The 14,633-nt window shown below is 49.5% G+C and carries 14 protein-coding genes and 14 other annotated features; of the genes, 8 read left to right on the top strand and 6 right to left on the bottom strand.

Going from position 1 to position 14,633, the window contains the following annotated elements; translation table 11 throughout:
- Positions 1-22: 22 nt before the first annotated feature.
- Positions 23-31, top strand: a -35 signal (putative -35_signal for tyrR; RegulonDB:STMLTH004497).
- Positions 23-1,686 (top strand): transcriptional regulator of aromatic amino acid biosynthesis genes (aroF, aroG, tyrA) and aromatic amino acid transport gene (tyrR, locus tag STM1683; protein ID NP_460641.1). Within the gene, positions 145-1,686 belong to an annotated coding region; the region does not span the whole gene. It overlaps the preceding feature by 9 nt.
- Positions 42-50: a -10 signal (putative -10_signal for tyrR; RegulonDB:STMLTH004497), on the top strand. Its footprint overlaps the gene before it by 9 nt.
- Positions 56-78, top strand: a protein binding site (putative binding site for TyrR, RegulonDB: STMS1H000385).
- Positions 130-135: a ribosome-binding site (putative RBS for tyrR; RegulonDB:STMS1H001869), on the top strand.
- Positions 1,687-1,775: 89 nt before the next feature.
- Here the strand turns inward: tyrR and tpx are convergent.
- Positions 1,776-2,295 (bottom strand): thiol peroxidase gene (gene tpx / locus STM1682; RefSeq protein NP_460640.1). Within the gene, positions 1,776-2,282 belong to an annotated coding region; the region does not span the whole gene.
- Positions 2,290-2,295: a ribosome-binding site (putative RBS for tpx; RegulonDB:STMS1H001868), on the bottom strand. It overlaps the preceding gene by 6 nt.
- A 91-nt stretch (positions 2,296-2,386) precedes the next feature.
- Positions 2,387-2,392 (top strand) — a ribosome-binding site (putative RBS for ycjG; RegulonDB:STMS1H001867).
- Here tpx and ycjG point away from each other — a divergent pair.
- Positions 2,387-3,363 (top strand): muconate cycloisomerase gene (gene ycjG, locus STM1681; RefSeq protein ID NP_460639.1). Within the gene, positions 2,398-3,363 belong to an annotated coding region; the region does not span the whole gene. It overlaps the preceding feature by 6 nt.
- Here the strand turns inward: ycjG and ycjI are convergent.
- Positions 3,338-4,066: a putative carboxypeptidase gene (gene ycjI, locus STM1680; RefSeq protein NP_460638.1), complete on the bottom strand. Its 729-nt coding sequence runs from the start codon at positions 4,064-4,066 to the stop codon at positions 3,338-3,340. The genes ycjG and ycjI overlap by 26 nt on opposite strands.
- A gap of 178 nt (positions 4,067-4,244) precedes the next feature.
- Positions 4,245-4,250: a ribosome-binding site (putative RBS for mppA; RegulonDB:STMS1H001866), on the top strand.
- Between ycjI and mppA the strand changes: the two genes are divergently transcribed.
- Positions 4,245-5,869, top strand: a protein-coding gene (gene mppA / locus STM1679; protein NP_460637.1) for a periplasmic murein tripeptide transport protein. Within the gene, positions 4,256-5,869 belong to an annotated coding region; the region does not span the whole gene. It overlaps the preceding feature by 6 nt.
- Positions 5,870-5,965: 96 nt before the next feature.
- On the opposite strand, the gene STM1678 is transcribed toward mppA, so the two are convergent.
- Positions 5,966-6,901 (bottom strand): putative 2'-hydroxyisoflavone reductase gene (locus STM1678; protein NP_460636.1). Within the gene, positions 5,966-6,895 belong to an annotated coding region; the region does not span the whole gene.
- Positions 6,896-6,901, bottom strand: a ribosome-binding site (putative RBS for STM1678; RegulonDB:STMS1H001865). Its footprint overlaps the gene before it by 6 nt.
- A gap of 107 nt (positions 6,902-7,008) precedes the next feature.
- Positions 7,009-7,014, top strand: a ribosome-binding site (putative RBS for STM1677; RegulonDB:STMS1H001864).
- Between STM1678 and STM1677 the strand changes: the two genes are divergently transcribed.
- Positions 7,009-7,919, top strand: a protein-coding gene (locus tag STM1677; RefSeq protein NP_460635.1) for a putative LysR family transcriptional regulator. Within the gene, positions 7,014-7,919 belong to an annotated coding region; the region does not span the whole gene. Its footprint overlaps the feature before it by 6 nt.
- 268 nt (positions 7,920-8,187) lie before the next feature.
- Positions 8,188-8,193 (top strand) — a ribosome-binding site (putative RBS for STM1676; RegulonDB:STMS1H001863).
- Positions 8,188-9,062 (top strand): putative aldo/keto reductase family gene (locus tag STM1676; protein ID NP_460634.1). Within the gene, positions 8,193-9,062 belong to an annotated coding region; the region does not span the whole gene. (Overlaps the previous feature by 6 nt.)
- A 90-nt stretch (positions 9,063-9,152) precedes the next feature.
- Here STM1676 and STM1675 read toward each other — a convergent pair.
- Positions 9,153-9,878, bottom strand: a protein-coding gene (locus tag STM1675; RefSeq protein ID NP_460633.1) for a putative short-chain alcohol dehydrogenase. Within the gene, positions 9,153-9,866 belong to an annotated coding region; the region does not span the whole gene.
- Positions 9,873-9,878: a ribosome-binding site (putative RBS for STM1675; RegulonDB:STMS1H001862), on the bottom strand. Its footprint overlaps the gene before it by 6 nt.
- Positions 9,879-9,936: 58 nt before the next feature.
- Positions 9,937-9,942 (top strand) — a ribosome-binding site (putative RBS for STM1674; RegulonDB:STMS1H001861).
- Between STM1675 and STM1674 the strand changes: the two genes are divergently transcribed.
- Positions 9,937-10,534, top strand: a protein-coding gene (locus tag STM1674; protein NP_460632.1) for a putative AraC family bacterial regulatory helix-turn-helix protein. Within the gene, positions 9,944-10,534 belong to an annotated coding region; the region does not span the whole gene. It overlaps the preceding feature by 6 nt.
- A 110-nt stretch (positions 10,535-10,644) precedes the next feature.
- The gene (locus STM1673; RefSeq protein ID NP_460631.3) at positions 10,645-10,899 is read left to right on the top strand and encodes a putative outer membrane lipoprotein; all 255 of its coding nucleotides are present in this window, start codon (positions 10,645-10,647) and stop codon (positions 10,897-10,899) included.
- 213 nt (positions 10,900-11,112) lie between these two features.
- Here STM1673 and STM1672 read toward each other — a convergent pair whose 3' ends face one another.
- Together STM1672 and STM1671 are read right to left on the bottom strand one after the other, a co-directional pair.
- Complete coding sequence (locus tag STM1672; RefSeq protein ID NP_448089.1) at positions 11,113-12,222, bottom strand: putative cytoplasmic protein; 1,110 nt, start codon at positions 12,220-12,222, stop codon at positions 11,113-11,115.
- Positions 12,223-12,612: 390 nt separating this feature from the next.
- The gene (locus STM1671) for a putative bacterial regulatory helix-turn-helix protein, araC family (RefSeq protein NP_460629.1) occupies positions 12,613-13,477 on the bottom strand. Within the gene, positions 12,613-13,470 belong to an annotated coding region; the region does not span the whole gene.
- Positions 13,472-13,477: a ribosome-binding site (putative RBS for STM1671; RegulonDB:STMS1H001860), on the bottom strand. (Overlaps the previous gene by 6 nt.)
- A gap of 281 nt (positions 13,478-13,758) precedes the next feature.
- Positions 13,759-13,764: a ribosome-binding site (putative RBS for STM1670; RegulonDB:STMS1H001859), on the top strand.
- On the opposite strand from STM1671, the gene STM1670 reads away from it, so the two are divergent.
- Positions 13,759-14,609 (top strand): putative serine/threonine protein kinase gene (locus STM1670; protein ID NP_460628.1). Within the gene, positions 13,764-14,609 belong to an annotated coding region; the region does not span the whole gene. (Overlaps the previous feature by 6 nt.)
- Positions 14,610-14,633: the final 24 nt, after the last annotated feature.

Raw genomic sequence — 14,633 nt, 5'->3', positions numbered from 1 at the left:
TTCACATGGCGCTGACGGCCTGGCTTTACGCCGCAGCGCCCGTTTTTCCGCCATGCTGTCAATATTTGTTGACAGAATCCTTCCTGCCAGCCGAATAGTGGCTTATCATCTATTTAATGGTTCATTATTCAGGTGAAGGTTCCCATGCGTCTGGAAGTCTTTTGTGAAGACCGACTTGGTCTGACCCGCGAATTACTTGATTTACTGGTGTTACGTAGCATTGATTTACGCGGAATCGAGATTGATCCCATTGGGCGAATTTATCTTAATTTTGCTGAGCTGGAATTCACCGACTTCAGCAGCCTGATGGCCGAAATCCGCCGTATTTCCGGCGTAACGGATGTCCGTACCGTTCCCTGGATGCCGTCCGAACGTGAACATCTGGCCCTGAGCGCGCTGCTTGAGGCGTTGCCGGAGCCGGTGCTCTCATTGGATATGAAGAGTAAAGTGGAGATGGCGAACCCGGCGAGTTGTCAACTTTTTGCCCAGAGCCAGGAGCGAATGCGGCACCATACCGCCGCACAATTAATCAACGGCTTCAATTTTCAGCGCTGGCTGGACGGTAACCCGCAAAGCTCCCATAACGAACATGTCGTGATCAACGGGCAAAACTTCCTGATGGAGATTACGCCGGTACATTTACAAAACGAAAATGACGAATACGTGTTGACCGGGGCGGTCGTGATGTTGCGTTCCACGATTCGTATGGGGCAGCAGCTACAGAATTTGTCCACGCAGGATCTGAGCGCGTTTAGTCAGATTATTGCCGTGAGCGCAAAGATGAAGCACGTCGTTGAGCAGGCGCGCAAACTGGCGATGCTCAGCGCGCCGCTGCTGATTACCGGCGATACGGGAACCGGCAAAGATCTTTTCGCCTATGCCTGTCACCAGGCAAGCCCTCGTTCAGCGAAACCGTATCTGGCGCTCAACTGCGCTTCGATCCCGGAAGATGCGGTAGAAAGCGAACTATTTGGCCATGCGCCGGAAGGTAAAAAAGGTTTCTTTGAACAGGCGAATGGCGGTTCGGTGCTGCTGGATGAAATTGGCGAAATGTCGCCGCGTATGCAGGCGAAGCTGCTGCGTTTTCTCAACGATGGTACGTTCCGTCGCGTCGGCGAAGATCACGAAATTCATGTTGATGTCCGTGTTATCTGCGCCACGCAGAAAAATCTGGTGGAGCTGGTGCAAAAAGGACTGTTCCGCGAAGATCTCTATTATCGACTTAACGTTCTGACGCTTAATTTGCCGCCGTTGCGCGATTGTCCGCAGGATATTATGCCGTTGACCGAACTGTTCGTGGCGCGTTTTGCCGACGAACAGGGCGTTCCGCGACCGAAACTGTCTGCCGATCTGAGTACGGTCCTCACTCGTTACGGCTGGCCGGGTAACGTTCGCCAGCTTAAAAATGCGATTTACCGGGCGCTGACGCAACTGGAAGGGTATGAGCTGCGTCCGCAGGATATCCTGCTGCCTGACTACGATGCCGCGACGGTGGCAGTCGGCGAGGATGCGATGGAAGGCTCGCTGGATGACATTACCAGTCGTTTTGAACGTTCTGTCCTGACCCAGCTTTATCGTAGCTATCCGAGTACGCGTAAACTGGCGAAACGGTTGGGGGTATCGCATACCGCGATTGCCAATAAGCTGCGTGAATATGGTCTGAGCCAGAAGAAGGGTGAAGAGTAGAAAACAAGAAGGCCTCCGGATAGAGGCCTTCTTGTGACAAAAGAGCACCGCCTGTAGCACTGACAAACGTAGCGCCAGCAGGCGCTGGCTTATGCCTTCAGGACATTAAGCGCGGCGTCGTAATCCGGCTCGTGGGTGATTTCATCCACCAACTGGCTGAAAATAACGTTGTCGTTTTCGTCAAGCACGATGACTGCGCGCGCCGCCAAACCTTTCAGCGGGCCGTCAACGATTTCGACGCCGTAGTTTTTCAGAAACTCGTTATTACGCAGAGTGGAAAGCGTAATAACGTTGCTCAGGCCTTCCGCGCCGCAAAAACGCGACTGTGCAAAAGGCAGGTCAGCAGAAACGCACAATACGACGGTATTCTCCACTTCTGTGGCCAGTTGATTAAACTTACGAACTGATGCGGCGCATACGCCAGTATCAATGCTTGGGAAAATATTCAGCACTTTGCGTTTGCCTGCATATTGGCTGAGGGAAACGTCAGACAAATCTTTTGCGACAAGAGTAAAAGCCTGTGCTTTGCTACCAGCCTGCGGAATAACGTTGGCAACGGTGACCGGGTTACCCTGGAAATGTACAGTCTGTGACATAATTATGTTCCTATTTACTTATAGTTAACGTCGAAATCCAGTTTAAGTCATTATTCATTAACACGGCAAATACTATTTGTAGCAAGCCGCGTCCGGCGCTATCAGAGGGGAAGAGATGAGATCTGTTAAGGTATATGAGGAAACCTGGCCGTTACATACGCCTTTTGTTATTGCGCGTGGTAGCCGAAGCGAAGCGCATGTTGTCGTTGTCGAACTGGAAGAAGAGGACGTGAAAGGCATCGGGGAATGTACGCCATATCCACGTTATGGTGAAAGTGATGCCTCGGTCATGGCGCAAATCATGAGTATTGTGCCTCAGTTGGAAAACGGGCTGACTCGCGAAGCATTGCAGAAACTGTTGCCGGCAGGCGCGGCGCGCAACGCGGTGGATAGCGCCTTATGGGATTTGCAAGCCCGCCAGCGGCAGCAAAGCCTTGCCGGGCTGCTCGGCGTGACGCTGGCCCCGGTTTTTACTACCGCGCAAACGGTAGTGATAGGCACGCCGGAACAGATGGCAGCCAGTGCGGCGGCACTATGGGAAAAAGGGGCGACGTTGCTGAAAATTAAACTCGATGCTCGTTTGATTAGCGAACGTATGGTGGCGATCCGCTCGGCGGTGCCGGAGGCGACGCTCATTGTGGACGCCAATGAATCGTGGCGTCCGGAGGGGCTGGCGGCGCGTTGCCAGTTACTGGCGGATCTGAATGTCGCGATGCTGGAGCAACCGCTGCCCGCGCAGGATGACGCCGCCCTGGAAAATTTTATTCATCCGTTGCCCATCTGTGCAGATGAGAGCTGCCATACTCGCAGTAGTCTGAAAGCCCTGACGGGGCGCTACGATATGATCAACATTAAGCTGGATAAAACCGGCGGTCTGACCGAGGCGCTGGCGCTGGCAACGGAGGCGCGGGAGCAAGGATTCGGCCTGATGCTGGGCTGTATGCTCTGTACATCAAGAGCGATTAGCGCCGCGCTGCCGCTTATGCCGCAGGTGAGCTTCGCCGATCTTGATGGCCCAACATGGCTGGCGGTTGATGTTGAGCCCGCGCTACGCTTTACGACGGGTCAACTCCATCTTTAGGATGCCAGCGGAGCAGATTCGACATCGCCAGCAAGTATTTTTCGCTGGCTTCATCGGCGGAAACAGGGGGAAACTCGGCGGTAATGCAGTGCAGGTTGAGGTCGGCGCACCAGCTGCCAAACGAACCGGGCGTTTCGTAACCTACGCTGGTCACCAGCGGCAACGCAAACGCATCGGCCAGCCACTCGCCTAGCTCGCTGCGACGTGGATCTTCAATGCAGGCTAGCGGATCGTGAAAAGAGACGACCCAGGCGGGTTGGAGTCGATGAATTAACTGGCAAAGCGCCTGGGTTTCCGGTTCTGAGCCGGGATGGTCGCCGGTTAGCAGCACGACATCACGCTCTTGCGCGCGGCTATTCCAGCGATAAACTGTCTCACCCGCTTTCCAGTTGGCGGCGGGAAAGTTACGGTTTAGATCAATGCCATTCGCATTTGCCCTTAACCCCAGTTGACAGCCATCAGGATTAACGGCAAGTACGACATGATGACGGCGAAGGGTTGGATTTAAGGTGCGTAACGCACAGGAGAGCGTCACCACGGATGAGGTTTCATCCCCGTGGGTGCCAGCCAGTATCAGGCCGCTTTCGCGATTGACGGCAGGCGCCGGAAACCAGATTAGCGGCGCGCCTAGTAGCGAACGTCCATAATGTTCAGTGCCTGGCGGAAATGCGCCGCGCTCGGCACGGGGGCGGGTGACAGTCATACGCGTTTCCCGAAGCTGAGACCAGTAGGGTAATCATCGTAGTGTTGTGTAAAACCCGCCGATTATCAAATGGTTTCTATTTACCCTCTTGTATGGCGCGATATCAACTTTCTGGCGGAAGATAATTGCATTTCTTTCTGCTGAAACAAATAATTACGTTGTCATTTAACTCATCTTTGAGGAACTTCTATGAGGCATTCTGTTTCAGTAACCTGTTGTGCGCTGTTGGTTAGCAGCTTTTCCCTGGCATATGCTGCGGATGTTCCCGGCGGAACGGTACTGGCAGAAAAACAAGAACTGGTGCGTCATATCAAAGATGAGCCCGCTTCGTTAGATCCAGCGAAAGCCGTTGGGCTGCCTGAAATTCAGGTGATCCGCGATCTGTTTGAAGGGCTGGTTAACCAGAACGAAAAGGGTGAAATTATCCCTGGCGTCGCCAGCCAGTGGAAGAGCAATGATAATCGTATCTGGACGTTTACGTTGCGGGATGATGCGCAATGGGCCGATGGAACGCCGGTGACCGCCCAGGATTTTGTCTATAGCTGGCAACGCCTCGTTGATCCCAAAACGCTTTCCCCCTTCGCCTGGTTTGCCGCTCTGGCTGGCATCACTAATGCACAAGCCATTATCGACGGTAAAGTCACGCCGGATCAGCTTGGCGTCAGTGCCGTGGACGCGCACACTTTGCGTGTTCAGCTTGACAAGCCGTTGCCCTGGTTTGCCAGTCTGACCGCCAGTTTTGCCTTTTATCCGGTCCAAAAAGCGAATGTTGAAAGCGGCAAAGACTGGATGAAGCCGGGAAAACTGATTGGCAATGGCGCGTATGTTCTTAAAGAGCGCGTGGTAAATGAAAAACTGGTGGTCGTGCCTAATACGCATTACTGGGATAACGCGAAAACGGTACTGCAAAAAGTAACATTTTTACCCATTAACCAGGAATCGGCTGCGACGAAACGTTACCTTGCCGGTGATATTGATATCACCGAATCTTTCCCTAAAAATATGTACCAGAAATTATTGAAGGATATTCCAGGGCAAGTTTATACACCGCCGCAATTAGGGACTTATTATTATGCGTTTAATACGCAGAAAGGGCCGACGGCGGATTCCCGCGTTCGTCTGGCGCTAAGTATGACCATTGATCGCCGTTTGATGGCGGAAAAAGTCTTAGGTACCGGTGAAAAACCGGCCTGGCATTTTACACCGGATGTCACGGCAGGATTTACGCCCGATCCTTCACCGTTTGAACAAATGAGCCAGGAAGAACTTAATGCCCAGGCGAAAACATTGCTGCGTGCAGCAGGCTACGGATCGCAGAAGCCGCTTAAATTAACCCTGCTTTACAATACCTCAGAAAACCATCAGAAAATCGCGATTGCGGTGGCGTCAATGTGGAAGAAAAATCTGGGGGTGGATGTGAAATTGCAAAACCAGGAGTGGAAAACGTATATCGACAGCCGGAATACCGGTAATTTTGATGTTATTCGCGCCTCCTGGGTGGGTGATTACAACGAACCGTCGACTTTCTTATCCTTATTAACGTCCACGCATACGGGGAATATTTCACGCTTTACTAATCCGACTTATGACAAAATCCTGACGCAAGCGACGATGGAAAATACTGCCGAAGCGCGTAACGCGGATTACAATGCAGCGGAGAAAATTTTAACGGAACAAGCGCCTATAGCGCCTATTTATCAGTATACCAATGGCCGGTTAATTAAACCGTGGGTAAAGGGATACCCCATTACTAACCCGGAAGATGTGGCCTATAGCCGTACAATGTATATCGTGAAGCACTGATGCGTACTGGTTTCTTGTTAACGCAAGGTAGCCACGCCCGCCGCCTGATGCTGGCAGAAGGCATGGGGATTAAGCGAGCGCCTGATGCCGCCGTTCTCATTGCTGTGTTTTCAGCCAGGCGGCAATATCCTGTGTCGGCAGATGATGTTGTGCATTCCAGGTGTCACTCATCGGCCACCACATACCGTCACCACGCGCGAAGGCGACGCGATAGCGCAGCATTGGGTCATGCGGATGTAAACGGAGTTGCTCCTGTAAGTCAGGTAGCGTCAATACGCCTCGGGTAAAAGTTTGCTGCGTCACGCGTTCGACCGTTTCCGCCAGTTTTGCATAAGAGGTCGTTTCCCCCGCGACAAAGACGACTTCGTTAGTGATACGCGGCTGATGCAGATAAATTTCAGTGGTCAGGCGACCAATATCCGCAGGCGACGTGACGGTGACCTGCATTTCCCATCCGCCGAGGGCATTGATGGTTTTTTTGGCTAAGTTGACCACACCAAAGGCTGGTTCGAAGAGAAAAGAGGTAAATATACCAGTTGAAACAATCACCCACTCTGTGACGTTTTGCTCGCGCAAAAGCGTCCTGACGTCATACTGTTCGTCCCACACCGGCTGGCCACTGCCTTTGCCGACCACATCGTAATTCACGCCAAACTGCCAGGGGAAATAGCGCTTAACGCCCGCCTCCAGTACCGCGCGGGTGATTTTTATCTGGGTACCCGCACCGGCGACAAACCCCATACAATTGATGATCGTATCAAAACCGTGGAATTGATCTTTTAACGCTGCAACCGAACTGCCTGCGATGTCGACCGGGATAAACCGCGCACCGGCATCTGCCAGTTGTTGATGAATGCTGGAACGTCGTTTGCTCTGTTTATCCCTGGATCGCCCTGACACAATAACGCTAACGGAACCATTACGCTGTGTGACCGCCGGAACCAACGACGCCAGCACTGACGCCCCCAGTTGTCCCGCGCCCAGCACCAATACTTTTTCACCCACCTGATTATTGGATTGTTTCATTTGCGCCTCTCTGTGTTGATTCACCTGTAGATAGAGATTACGTCAGGGATCTGCGTTCGATAAGACGCCGAAGACGGGTTAGACTGTTCTGATAAATGGGATAATTGGCGGGGGGAAAATGGACAAGCTGGAAGCGATGCAGGTCTATGTTTGCGTAGTGGATACCCATAGTTTTATCAGAGCCGCCGAAGTGCTGGGCGTGCCGCGCTCAACGGTATCGCGAGTGGTTAAAGAACTGGAATCCTGGCTTAAGATTCAACTTTTGCAACGTACAACTCGCAAACTTAGTGTGACCGCAGAGGGGCGGCGTTACTACGAAGAGTGCAAAAGAGTGCTGGCAGATATCGCGGCCATGGAGTCGTCATTTCCCGGCCGGGCGGCACAACCCAAAGGGCGTTTTAAAGTGGGGATGCCGCAATCTCTCGCCCGACATTGCATTATTCCCACGCTCCCGGCCTTTTTGCGCCAGTATCCGGAGCTGGAGCTGATACTTTGTTCCAGCGATAGCGTGGAGGATATTATCCTTCAAGGGTATGACTGCGTGATTCGGGCCGGCAGGATCGATGATTCCACCACGCTGGTTGCCCGTCCACTTGCCAGCTTTAACTGGGTGATAGCAGCATCGCCCACTTACATTGAGCGTTACGGTAGCCCTGAAAATTTAGATGATCTGCAAAAGCACCATGCGGTCGGCTACCTGAACCACCGCACCGGGCGTACCATCGACTGGTTTTTTACGCGTGAAGGGAAGGATTACGCGATACGGGTGCAGGAGACGCTGGTTGTCGATGATACGGACGCTTATATTCAGGCCGGAATACAGGGACTGGGGTTAATTCGCGTCGCCAGCTATCTGGTTGCGCCGTATCTGCACAGCGGGGCGCTGGTGACCTGCATGGACAACCATTCTTATGATTTGCCGCTTGCGCTGGTCTATCCGCAAAACAGGTTTCTGCCGCCTGCGGTACGCGCTTTTTATGACTGGTGCAAAACGGCGCTGAGCCAGCCGGCGCCTCTTCGCTAAAAATATTATTCCGGATATCGCATTGCCTGTTCAGAAAACTTTTTCACAGACGGTCAAAATGACGGTACTGGTTTTGACGCATAAGAAAAGTCATTATCAAACAGGTGCTACACGGCGAGGATATAGCAAGCACTGAACGTTTAGATGCAATAAAAAATCTGTACAACTGTTATTAATGAACTTTTTGTATAAATATAATCGTATTTAACAATACTCATTGTACCTGTATTTTGCTCTTATCATGGCGTCTTTACGACGAAAGGGTGCTTTAGCGTGGAATATTCAATATTAAGTAACAACCTTAAAATGCCTATGGTTGGTTTTGGCGTTTTTAAGGTAACCGACAAAGAAGAATGTCAGCAGTCAGTGTTAAGCGCTATTCGCAGCGGTTATCGTCTTATCGATACCGCTGCGGTATACGGCAATGAAGATGCCGTTGGTGACGCTGTTCGTGAAGCCATCGCGACAGGTCTGTGTACCCGTGAGGAGTTATTTATTACTTCTAAACTGTGGGTGCAAGATATGGCTAACTACGATCTGGCCAAAGCAGGTATTGAAGCGTCGCTGAAAAAATCCGGGTTAGATTATTTTGATCTCTATTTATTGCATCAGGCAATGGGTGATTATTTTAGCGCGTGGCGCGCGCTGGAGGACGCTTATGAAGCCGGTAAACTAAAAGCCATTGGCGTGTCCAACTTCTATGCGCATGTGTTAGCCAACTTCTGTGAAACCGTCAGAATTACGCCAATGGTAAACCAGGTCGAATTGCATCCATACTTTGCACAACCCGCCGCGCTGGAAACCATGAAGCATTATAACGTTCAGCCTGAAGCGTGGGCGCCGTTAGGCGGCGGGAGACATAAACCGTATGAAAATGTCATGCTTCAAGGGATTGCCGATGCCCATCAAAAAACCATCGCGCAGGTTGTCCTGCGTTGGAACGTGCAGCGTGGCGTCACGGTTATTCCTAAATCCACTCGACAGGAACGTATTGAAGAGAACTTTGCTATCTGGGATTTCTCACTAACGGATAACGAAATGGCTCAAATCAACGCCCTTGATTTAGGCTACGTTGGCGAAGCGGTGAAGCATTTTAATCCTGAATTTGTTCGCGGTTGTCTTGGCGTTAAAATCCACGATTGATCCCGGCGCTTGCGGATGTTTTCTCGCATGAACAGCTTCTAACACGGTTGCCGGAGCGTAGACGGCAACCGTGTGATATTCGCCTGGCCGTCAGGCGCCGAAGGCACCATCGATGGTGTGCATCGCGCCGGTGACGAAAGAGGCTTCCGGACCGGCAAGCCATGCCACCATTCCAGCCACTTCTTCAGGTCTTCCGTGTCGTTTGATCGCCATGAAACTGTGCATCAGCTCTTTCATGGGGCCATCTTCCGGATTGATGTCGGTATCAATCGGGCCTGGCTGCACCACATTTATCGTAATCCCGCGGGGGCCAAAATCACGGGCCAGGCCGCGCGCCAGCCCTTGCAGGGCTGATTTACTGGCGGCGTACGCGGCCATTCCCGGTACGGGCATCCGATCGCCATTCACGGAACCGATAATAATAATGCGTCCACCTTCCGGCATGTTGCGGGCTGCTTCGACTGACGCATGGTAAGGCGCATGGATATTAATACGGAACAAACGATCTATCGCATCGCTATCTTGTTCCAGCGCATCGCCGAAGAGAGCGACGCCCGCATTGACGACCAGAATATCCAGCGGTCCGTACTCACGCACGAGGCTGATGACGGCATCACGATCGGCGCTATCCGTCTGGATGGCGATGCTTCCGGTTTCCGTTGCCAGTTTTTCGGCGGCTTCACGCGATCCGGCGTAGCTGAAAACGACCGATGCGCCGTCAGCGCTAAAGCGTCGTACAATAGCCGCGCCGATACCACGACTTCCCCCTAAAACCAGTACAGATTTGTTGCGAAATAGCGTCATCAGGATGTCCTTTATGATATTGTAGTAGCCACTACAATATGCGTAATGAAATCATGCCGTCAAGGAGTTATGTAGTAATGACTACAAAACATAGCCGAACGCCGGGTCGCCCTCGCCAGTTCGATCCGGAGCAAGCCATTGAAACCGCTCAACATTTATTTCATTCGCGCGGCTACGACGCGGTGAGCGTAGCGGATCTGACAAAAGCGTTCGGGATCAATCCTCCCAGTTTCTATGCGGCGTTTGGTAGCAAGTTGGGGCTGTATACTCGCGTATTAAAGCGTTACAGGATGACCGACGCGATTCCGCTCGGGGCGCTTCTGCGTCACGATCGCCCGACCGCGAAGTGCCTTATCGATGTGCTGATGGAAGCGGCAAGACGTTACGCTGCCGATCCTGATGCCACTGGGTGTCTGGTTCTGGAGGGCGCTCATTGTAACGATAAACCGGCACGAGAGGCCGCCTGCGAGTTTTACATCGCTGCTGAAAACCTGATTCGCACTTATGTCGCCATGCGGTATCCGCAAGAGGCTGACCGGACGACGGACTTTATGGGGACGCTAATGGCGGGGCTTTCCGCCAAGGCGCGAGCGGGGTATGGCCTGGAGCGTCTTCAGGAGAGCGTGCTTCTGGCTGGGGATGTGCTGGAGCGATTACTGCCGGATTAACGCAGCGCATCAAAAAACCTGAGCCAGTCAGATACGGACAAACAGGGAGCAATAGCCCTAATCATCCATCTTGCCGTTGCGGTATTCGGTAAAGTACATCAAAAATAGAGGTGCCAGGGAAACGAGAAATGCAAAAATGTAGTCTTATTACGGTACTTAGCTTATCAGTGTTGATGCTAGCCGGATGTACAACGACCTATACCATGACGACCCGGACGGGAGAGATTATTGAAACGCAGGGTAAGCCGGAGGTTGACACCGCAACCGGAATGACGAAATACGCTGATGTTTATGGTTATCATCGCGTTATGAAAACCAGTGAAATAGTGCAGACGACAGAAGGCGCATCGAAGCTGGACTGGTAATGCGCTAAAGCAGTTGGGAGGCCGTGTCCAGTATGGGTACCGGACTGTTTCTGGGCCTGAATTGAATAGAGCGCCTGTATAGCCGAATTCCGGGTCTCGGCTTGATTTGTGTTGTCAGTTATTTGGTTGTTCCCTGTATAGTGAAGATAAACAGTACTCATGGCTAACGGTCTGTTTTGGATTGCTAACTATCCCGGATTCTGCGCGTTTTATTTAGTCACAACCGTGGTTAAGAATATTTTGGGTCAGACTTACACGCCGGGTATTAAGATAATCCGTCGCATAGAGAGCTTGATCGGCATCATTCGGTTCAAGAAGAAACGGCGTAACTTTAGGTATGAGATCAGCAAACAGGTTATATTGATCCACAGAGGCAAAATGCCGGGTAGCGCTGGCCCAGGGCATTCGCATCAGCTCTGCGTAAGAAGGGGATAGTTGAACTGGCAAATCAAATTCTTTCAGATTAGCAAGCATCTCCTTACTCATATAAAATGTGACCCTGTTTCGCGAAAAGGTGTTAAGCACTGCCTTCAGTCGTTTAACTTTTGCTTCTTTACTCACGCTATTATCAAAAAAACGTGGTGAAAGCATAATAGCAATCGATGCATTTGATGAAATAACATTATGTAGTGGTTTCAGGGCTACAACAATCTGATCGTTTGTGAAGATACGCTGCGTACCAGAGGAAGTAGTATAGTTTCCACCCAGCCAGATCACATAATCTGTTGTTTTGAGGGGAAGCGCTTTTTCCGGTATATTACCCCTGTCAGGTGCCACTGTTTCAATTGCTAGTGAGTCTTGTCCCCAGACATTATTTACTTTAGAACTCAAAAAATTATATTCTGAAATATTCCTTAGTTTTAGTAGAGTTATCTGCGAGCGGGTAAAAAATAGATTGAATCTCACTTTGTTCTGCAATTGCCGAAGTAATCTGAGCGTGTTCTGATCGATCAGATGACTATACAGACCAACCGTTTTTCCGGAAAGTATTGCTGAGGCATTGTTCGCAAGAAGCATCTCTTTTATAGCTCCTTGCCCAATAATCAGTATGCAACTGTATTTTTCTGGTCTGATTTTATCTATGGGGATATCGGTAAGATTGACCAGGTCAGGAGTGCCATGCCGCCAATTATCATGAATGACTGTGGCTCCGGAGGCGTCTCCTCCGGCTCCCCTGGTGATAATAAGAGGAGGGTGGGTACTGGCATGTGCGATATACGAAAAACAAGCTACCATTGCTAGCGCTGTGTTTCTGATGGTTGTATACATATCGTCTGCCCTGATTTCGAAAATATGAATAATGTCTCCTCTTATAATGTACATCAAAAAGAGAGCATTTTAATTAAACGTTATCTCAACGAGATAAAAGGTTAGCACAGTAAAGTATAGAGAGAATGTAATCATACCAACATTGTAAATGTGGGAGCATGAAGGCCCCGCAAGCCGCCCGGCCAGCATACTCCCATTAATAGTTAAAGTATGGACTTTGCTTTTACCGTAAACTGTAGCCAATATTACCTGATCACTACACCGTACAGTACTGTCAGTAATCTGTCTCCGGTGTCGCGTGCACGCAATTTATTTTTTTCAATTCTTTCAAAACGTTAACTATATTAATAGTCACTTATTTTACCAGAATCAATACTGAGAGTTTTATTACCGTTCTGAAAAGAGAAGACTTTTCAGATGAAATGCGTGGATGGTACGAAGTCATTACAGTACAGGGATGTAATAATAAAGATCGACAATGGATTCATTATTCTGTTGCTTTTGGACGGATGCCAAATGGAAGTATTCAATATCTTCTCCTTCTCTCCTGATAAGATTCAGTTTTGGTAATATACACATATATATTGTATTGGAAAATTGTTGATATTGTTCCTTATGACCAACAAAATGGAATTTTGCATATTTACCACATTTTATTACCCTCGACATGGGTATTTTTCCTCCATCGACGGAATTATGTTCCATACCAAAAAAACTGCTTACGGCGATGACCTGGTCTTTGGTATTATCCGGCTTAAAAGACGAGAGACAATACACATTTTCGCCCCACGTTCTGAGCGTCTCATGAATGATTTTCCATTTTATAGGCGACGCTTTTTTAGGAAGGTCATTTGTTGCGATCTGATGAGACGTTTGAAATCCGAAAATTTCTTTTGACGTAAGCTGACAAATTTCGAACTGATAATGCTCATCACAGTCAAGCCAGTAGGGAGGCCGTAGGTTTCTGAGATCCCAGAAATCAGCCTTGCGATAGTTATTGGGATTGACGCCAAATGTTTTTTTGAACTCTCGACTATAGGACTGCACTGAATCAAACCCCATTCTGAACGCGATATCTGTGACCGACTGAGAGGTCAGCTTTAGCAGAGTGGCGCTTCTGCTCAACTTGCGTTGTCTGATATATTTTCCGATAGAGACGCCACACTTTTCTTTAAAAAAATCCTGCAAACTCCTTCGCGAATAACCTGTTATAACAACCAGCTTTTCAATATCAATCCTCTCTTCAAGATTTTTTTCTATTTGCTCTAATACTGAGATTATTATGGCTTTTTTCATCATCATTCCTCTTTATTGAAGCCGAAAATATAAACATTTAAGGTGTTTGATATACTGTGTTATTAAACCAGTGGGGGGTTGTTAGCTTTTCTGGCAAAACAAGAAAGATTTAAATTGCTTGACGTTTCTGAATAAACTTTACACTTGGAGATCGGATTTTGCCAGTAAAGCTAAGTAATTAGCATGGCGAAGGGCATAATTTCACAGGCGGTTAAAATGATTGAATAACCCTGAATTTTTAGCCCGTGAGATTATAAATCTCGTAATTATTTCTAATGATTTAATAAAAGGGAATTGTTTTGTACTTCAAAAGATCTTTATTAACGTTAGCAATTTGTGCATCCGTGGTCTCAGTAGAGGCGGTGGCGAATACCAGAGCCAATGATATGGCTTCTTCTGCTACACCTGCTTCTGTTGGTCACCGTCCTGTGGCAACTACTAATGCAAAAAAAATAGAAGTGTCTGGGGAACTGACGACCGGTTCAACCCTCCAGATAGCGGATGTTTTTATTAGGGATGAGGATGGGGATCCCTTATCGCTGGATAAAATGAATAATGCCGACGATATTAAATGGTATCTGGTGGATAATGAGGCCGCCGATCCTTCTGGAACCCCGGCGGCAACCGGGACGGCTTTTACCATTCCTGCTGATGCAGGCGGTAAAAAAATTAAAATCGTTTACCGGATTAAGACGGCAACGGGGACGCCGGATAGTGCATTCTTGCCTGCCACTGTCTTATTAACTTCTGCATCTTCTGGGGTGAGCGGCGACTCCGCCGCAGACGGTACAATTTCTAATAAGCTACGTTCTGTCACTATCAATGTGGTGAATGAAAGTGGTAAACCGACTGATGAACTCAACGGTACCAATGACGCCAACACTCCAGTGGTAGGCGGCACCCTTGAAGCGGTACTGGAATGTGCCGCCACAGCGGCGGCTGAGTGTGAGGTCAGTAATTATAACTTTACCTGGCAGATGGCGGATGCCGGGACACCAGATAAGTTCACCGATCTGAATAATACCAACGCTGAAAAGCATAAATATATTATTAAGGGAACTGAGCAGAATAAACTGTTCCGTGTCCACGTTACGCCTAAAACGACGAAAGCCACGCCGGAGAATAAACGCGCTATCCGTCGCTGATGGTTATCGCCAAATAAACATCTT

The organism is Salmonella enterica subsp. enterica serovar Typhimurium str. LT2 (genome assembly GCF_000006945.2).
Classification (GTDB): Bacteria; Pseudomonadota; Gammaproteobacteria; order Enterobacterales; family Enterobacteriaceae; genus Salmonella; species Salmonella enterica.
The sequence above is the reverse complement of the archived record's forward strand: the minus strand, read 5'-3'. Positions and strand labels throughout refer to the sequence as shown.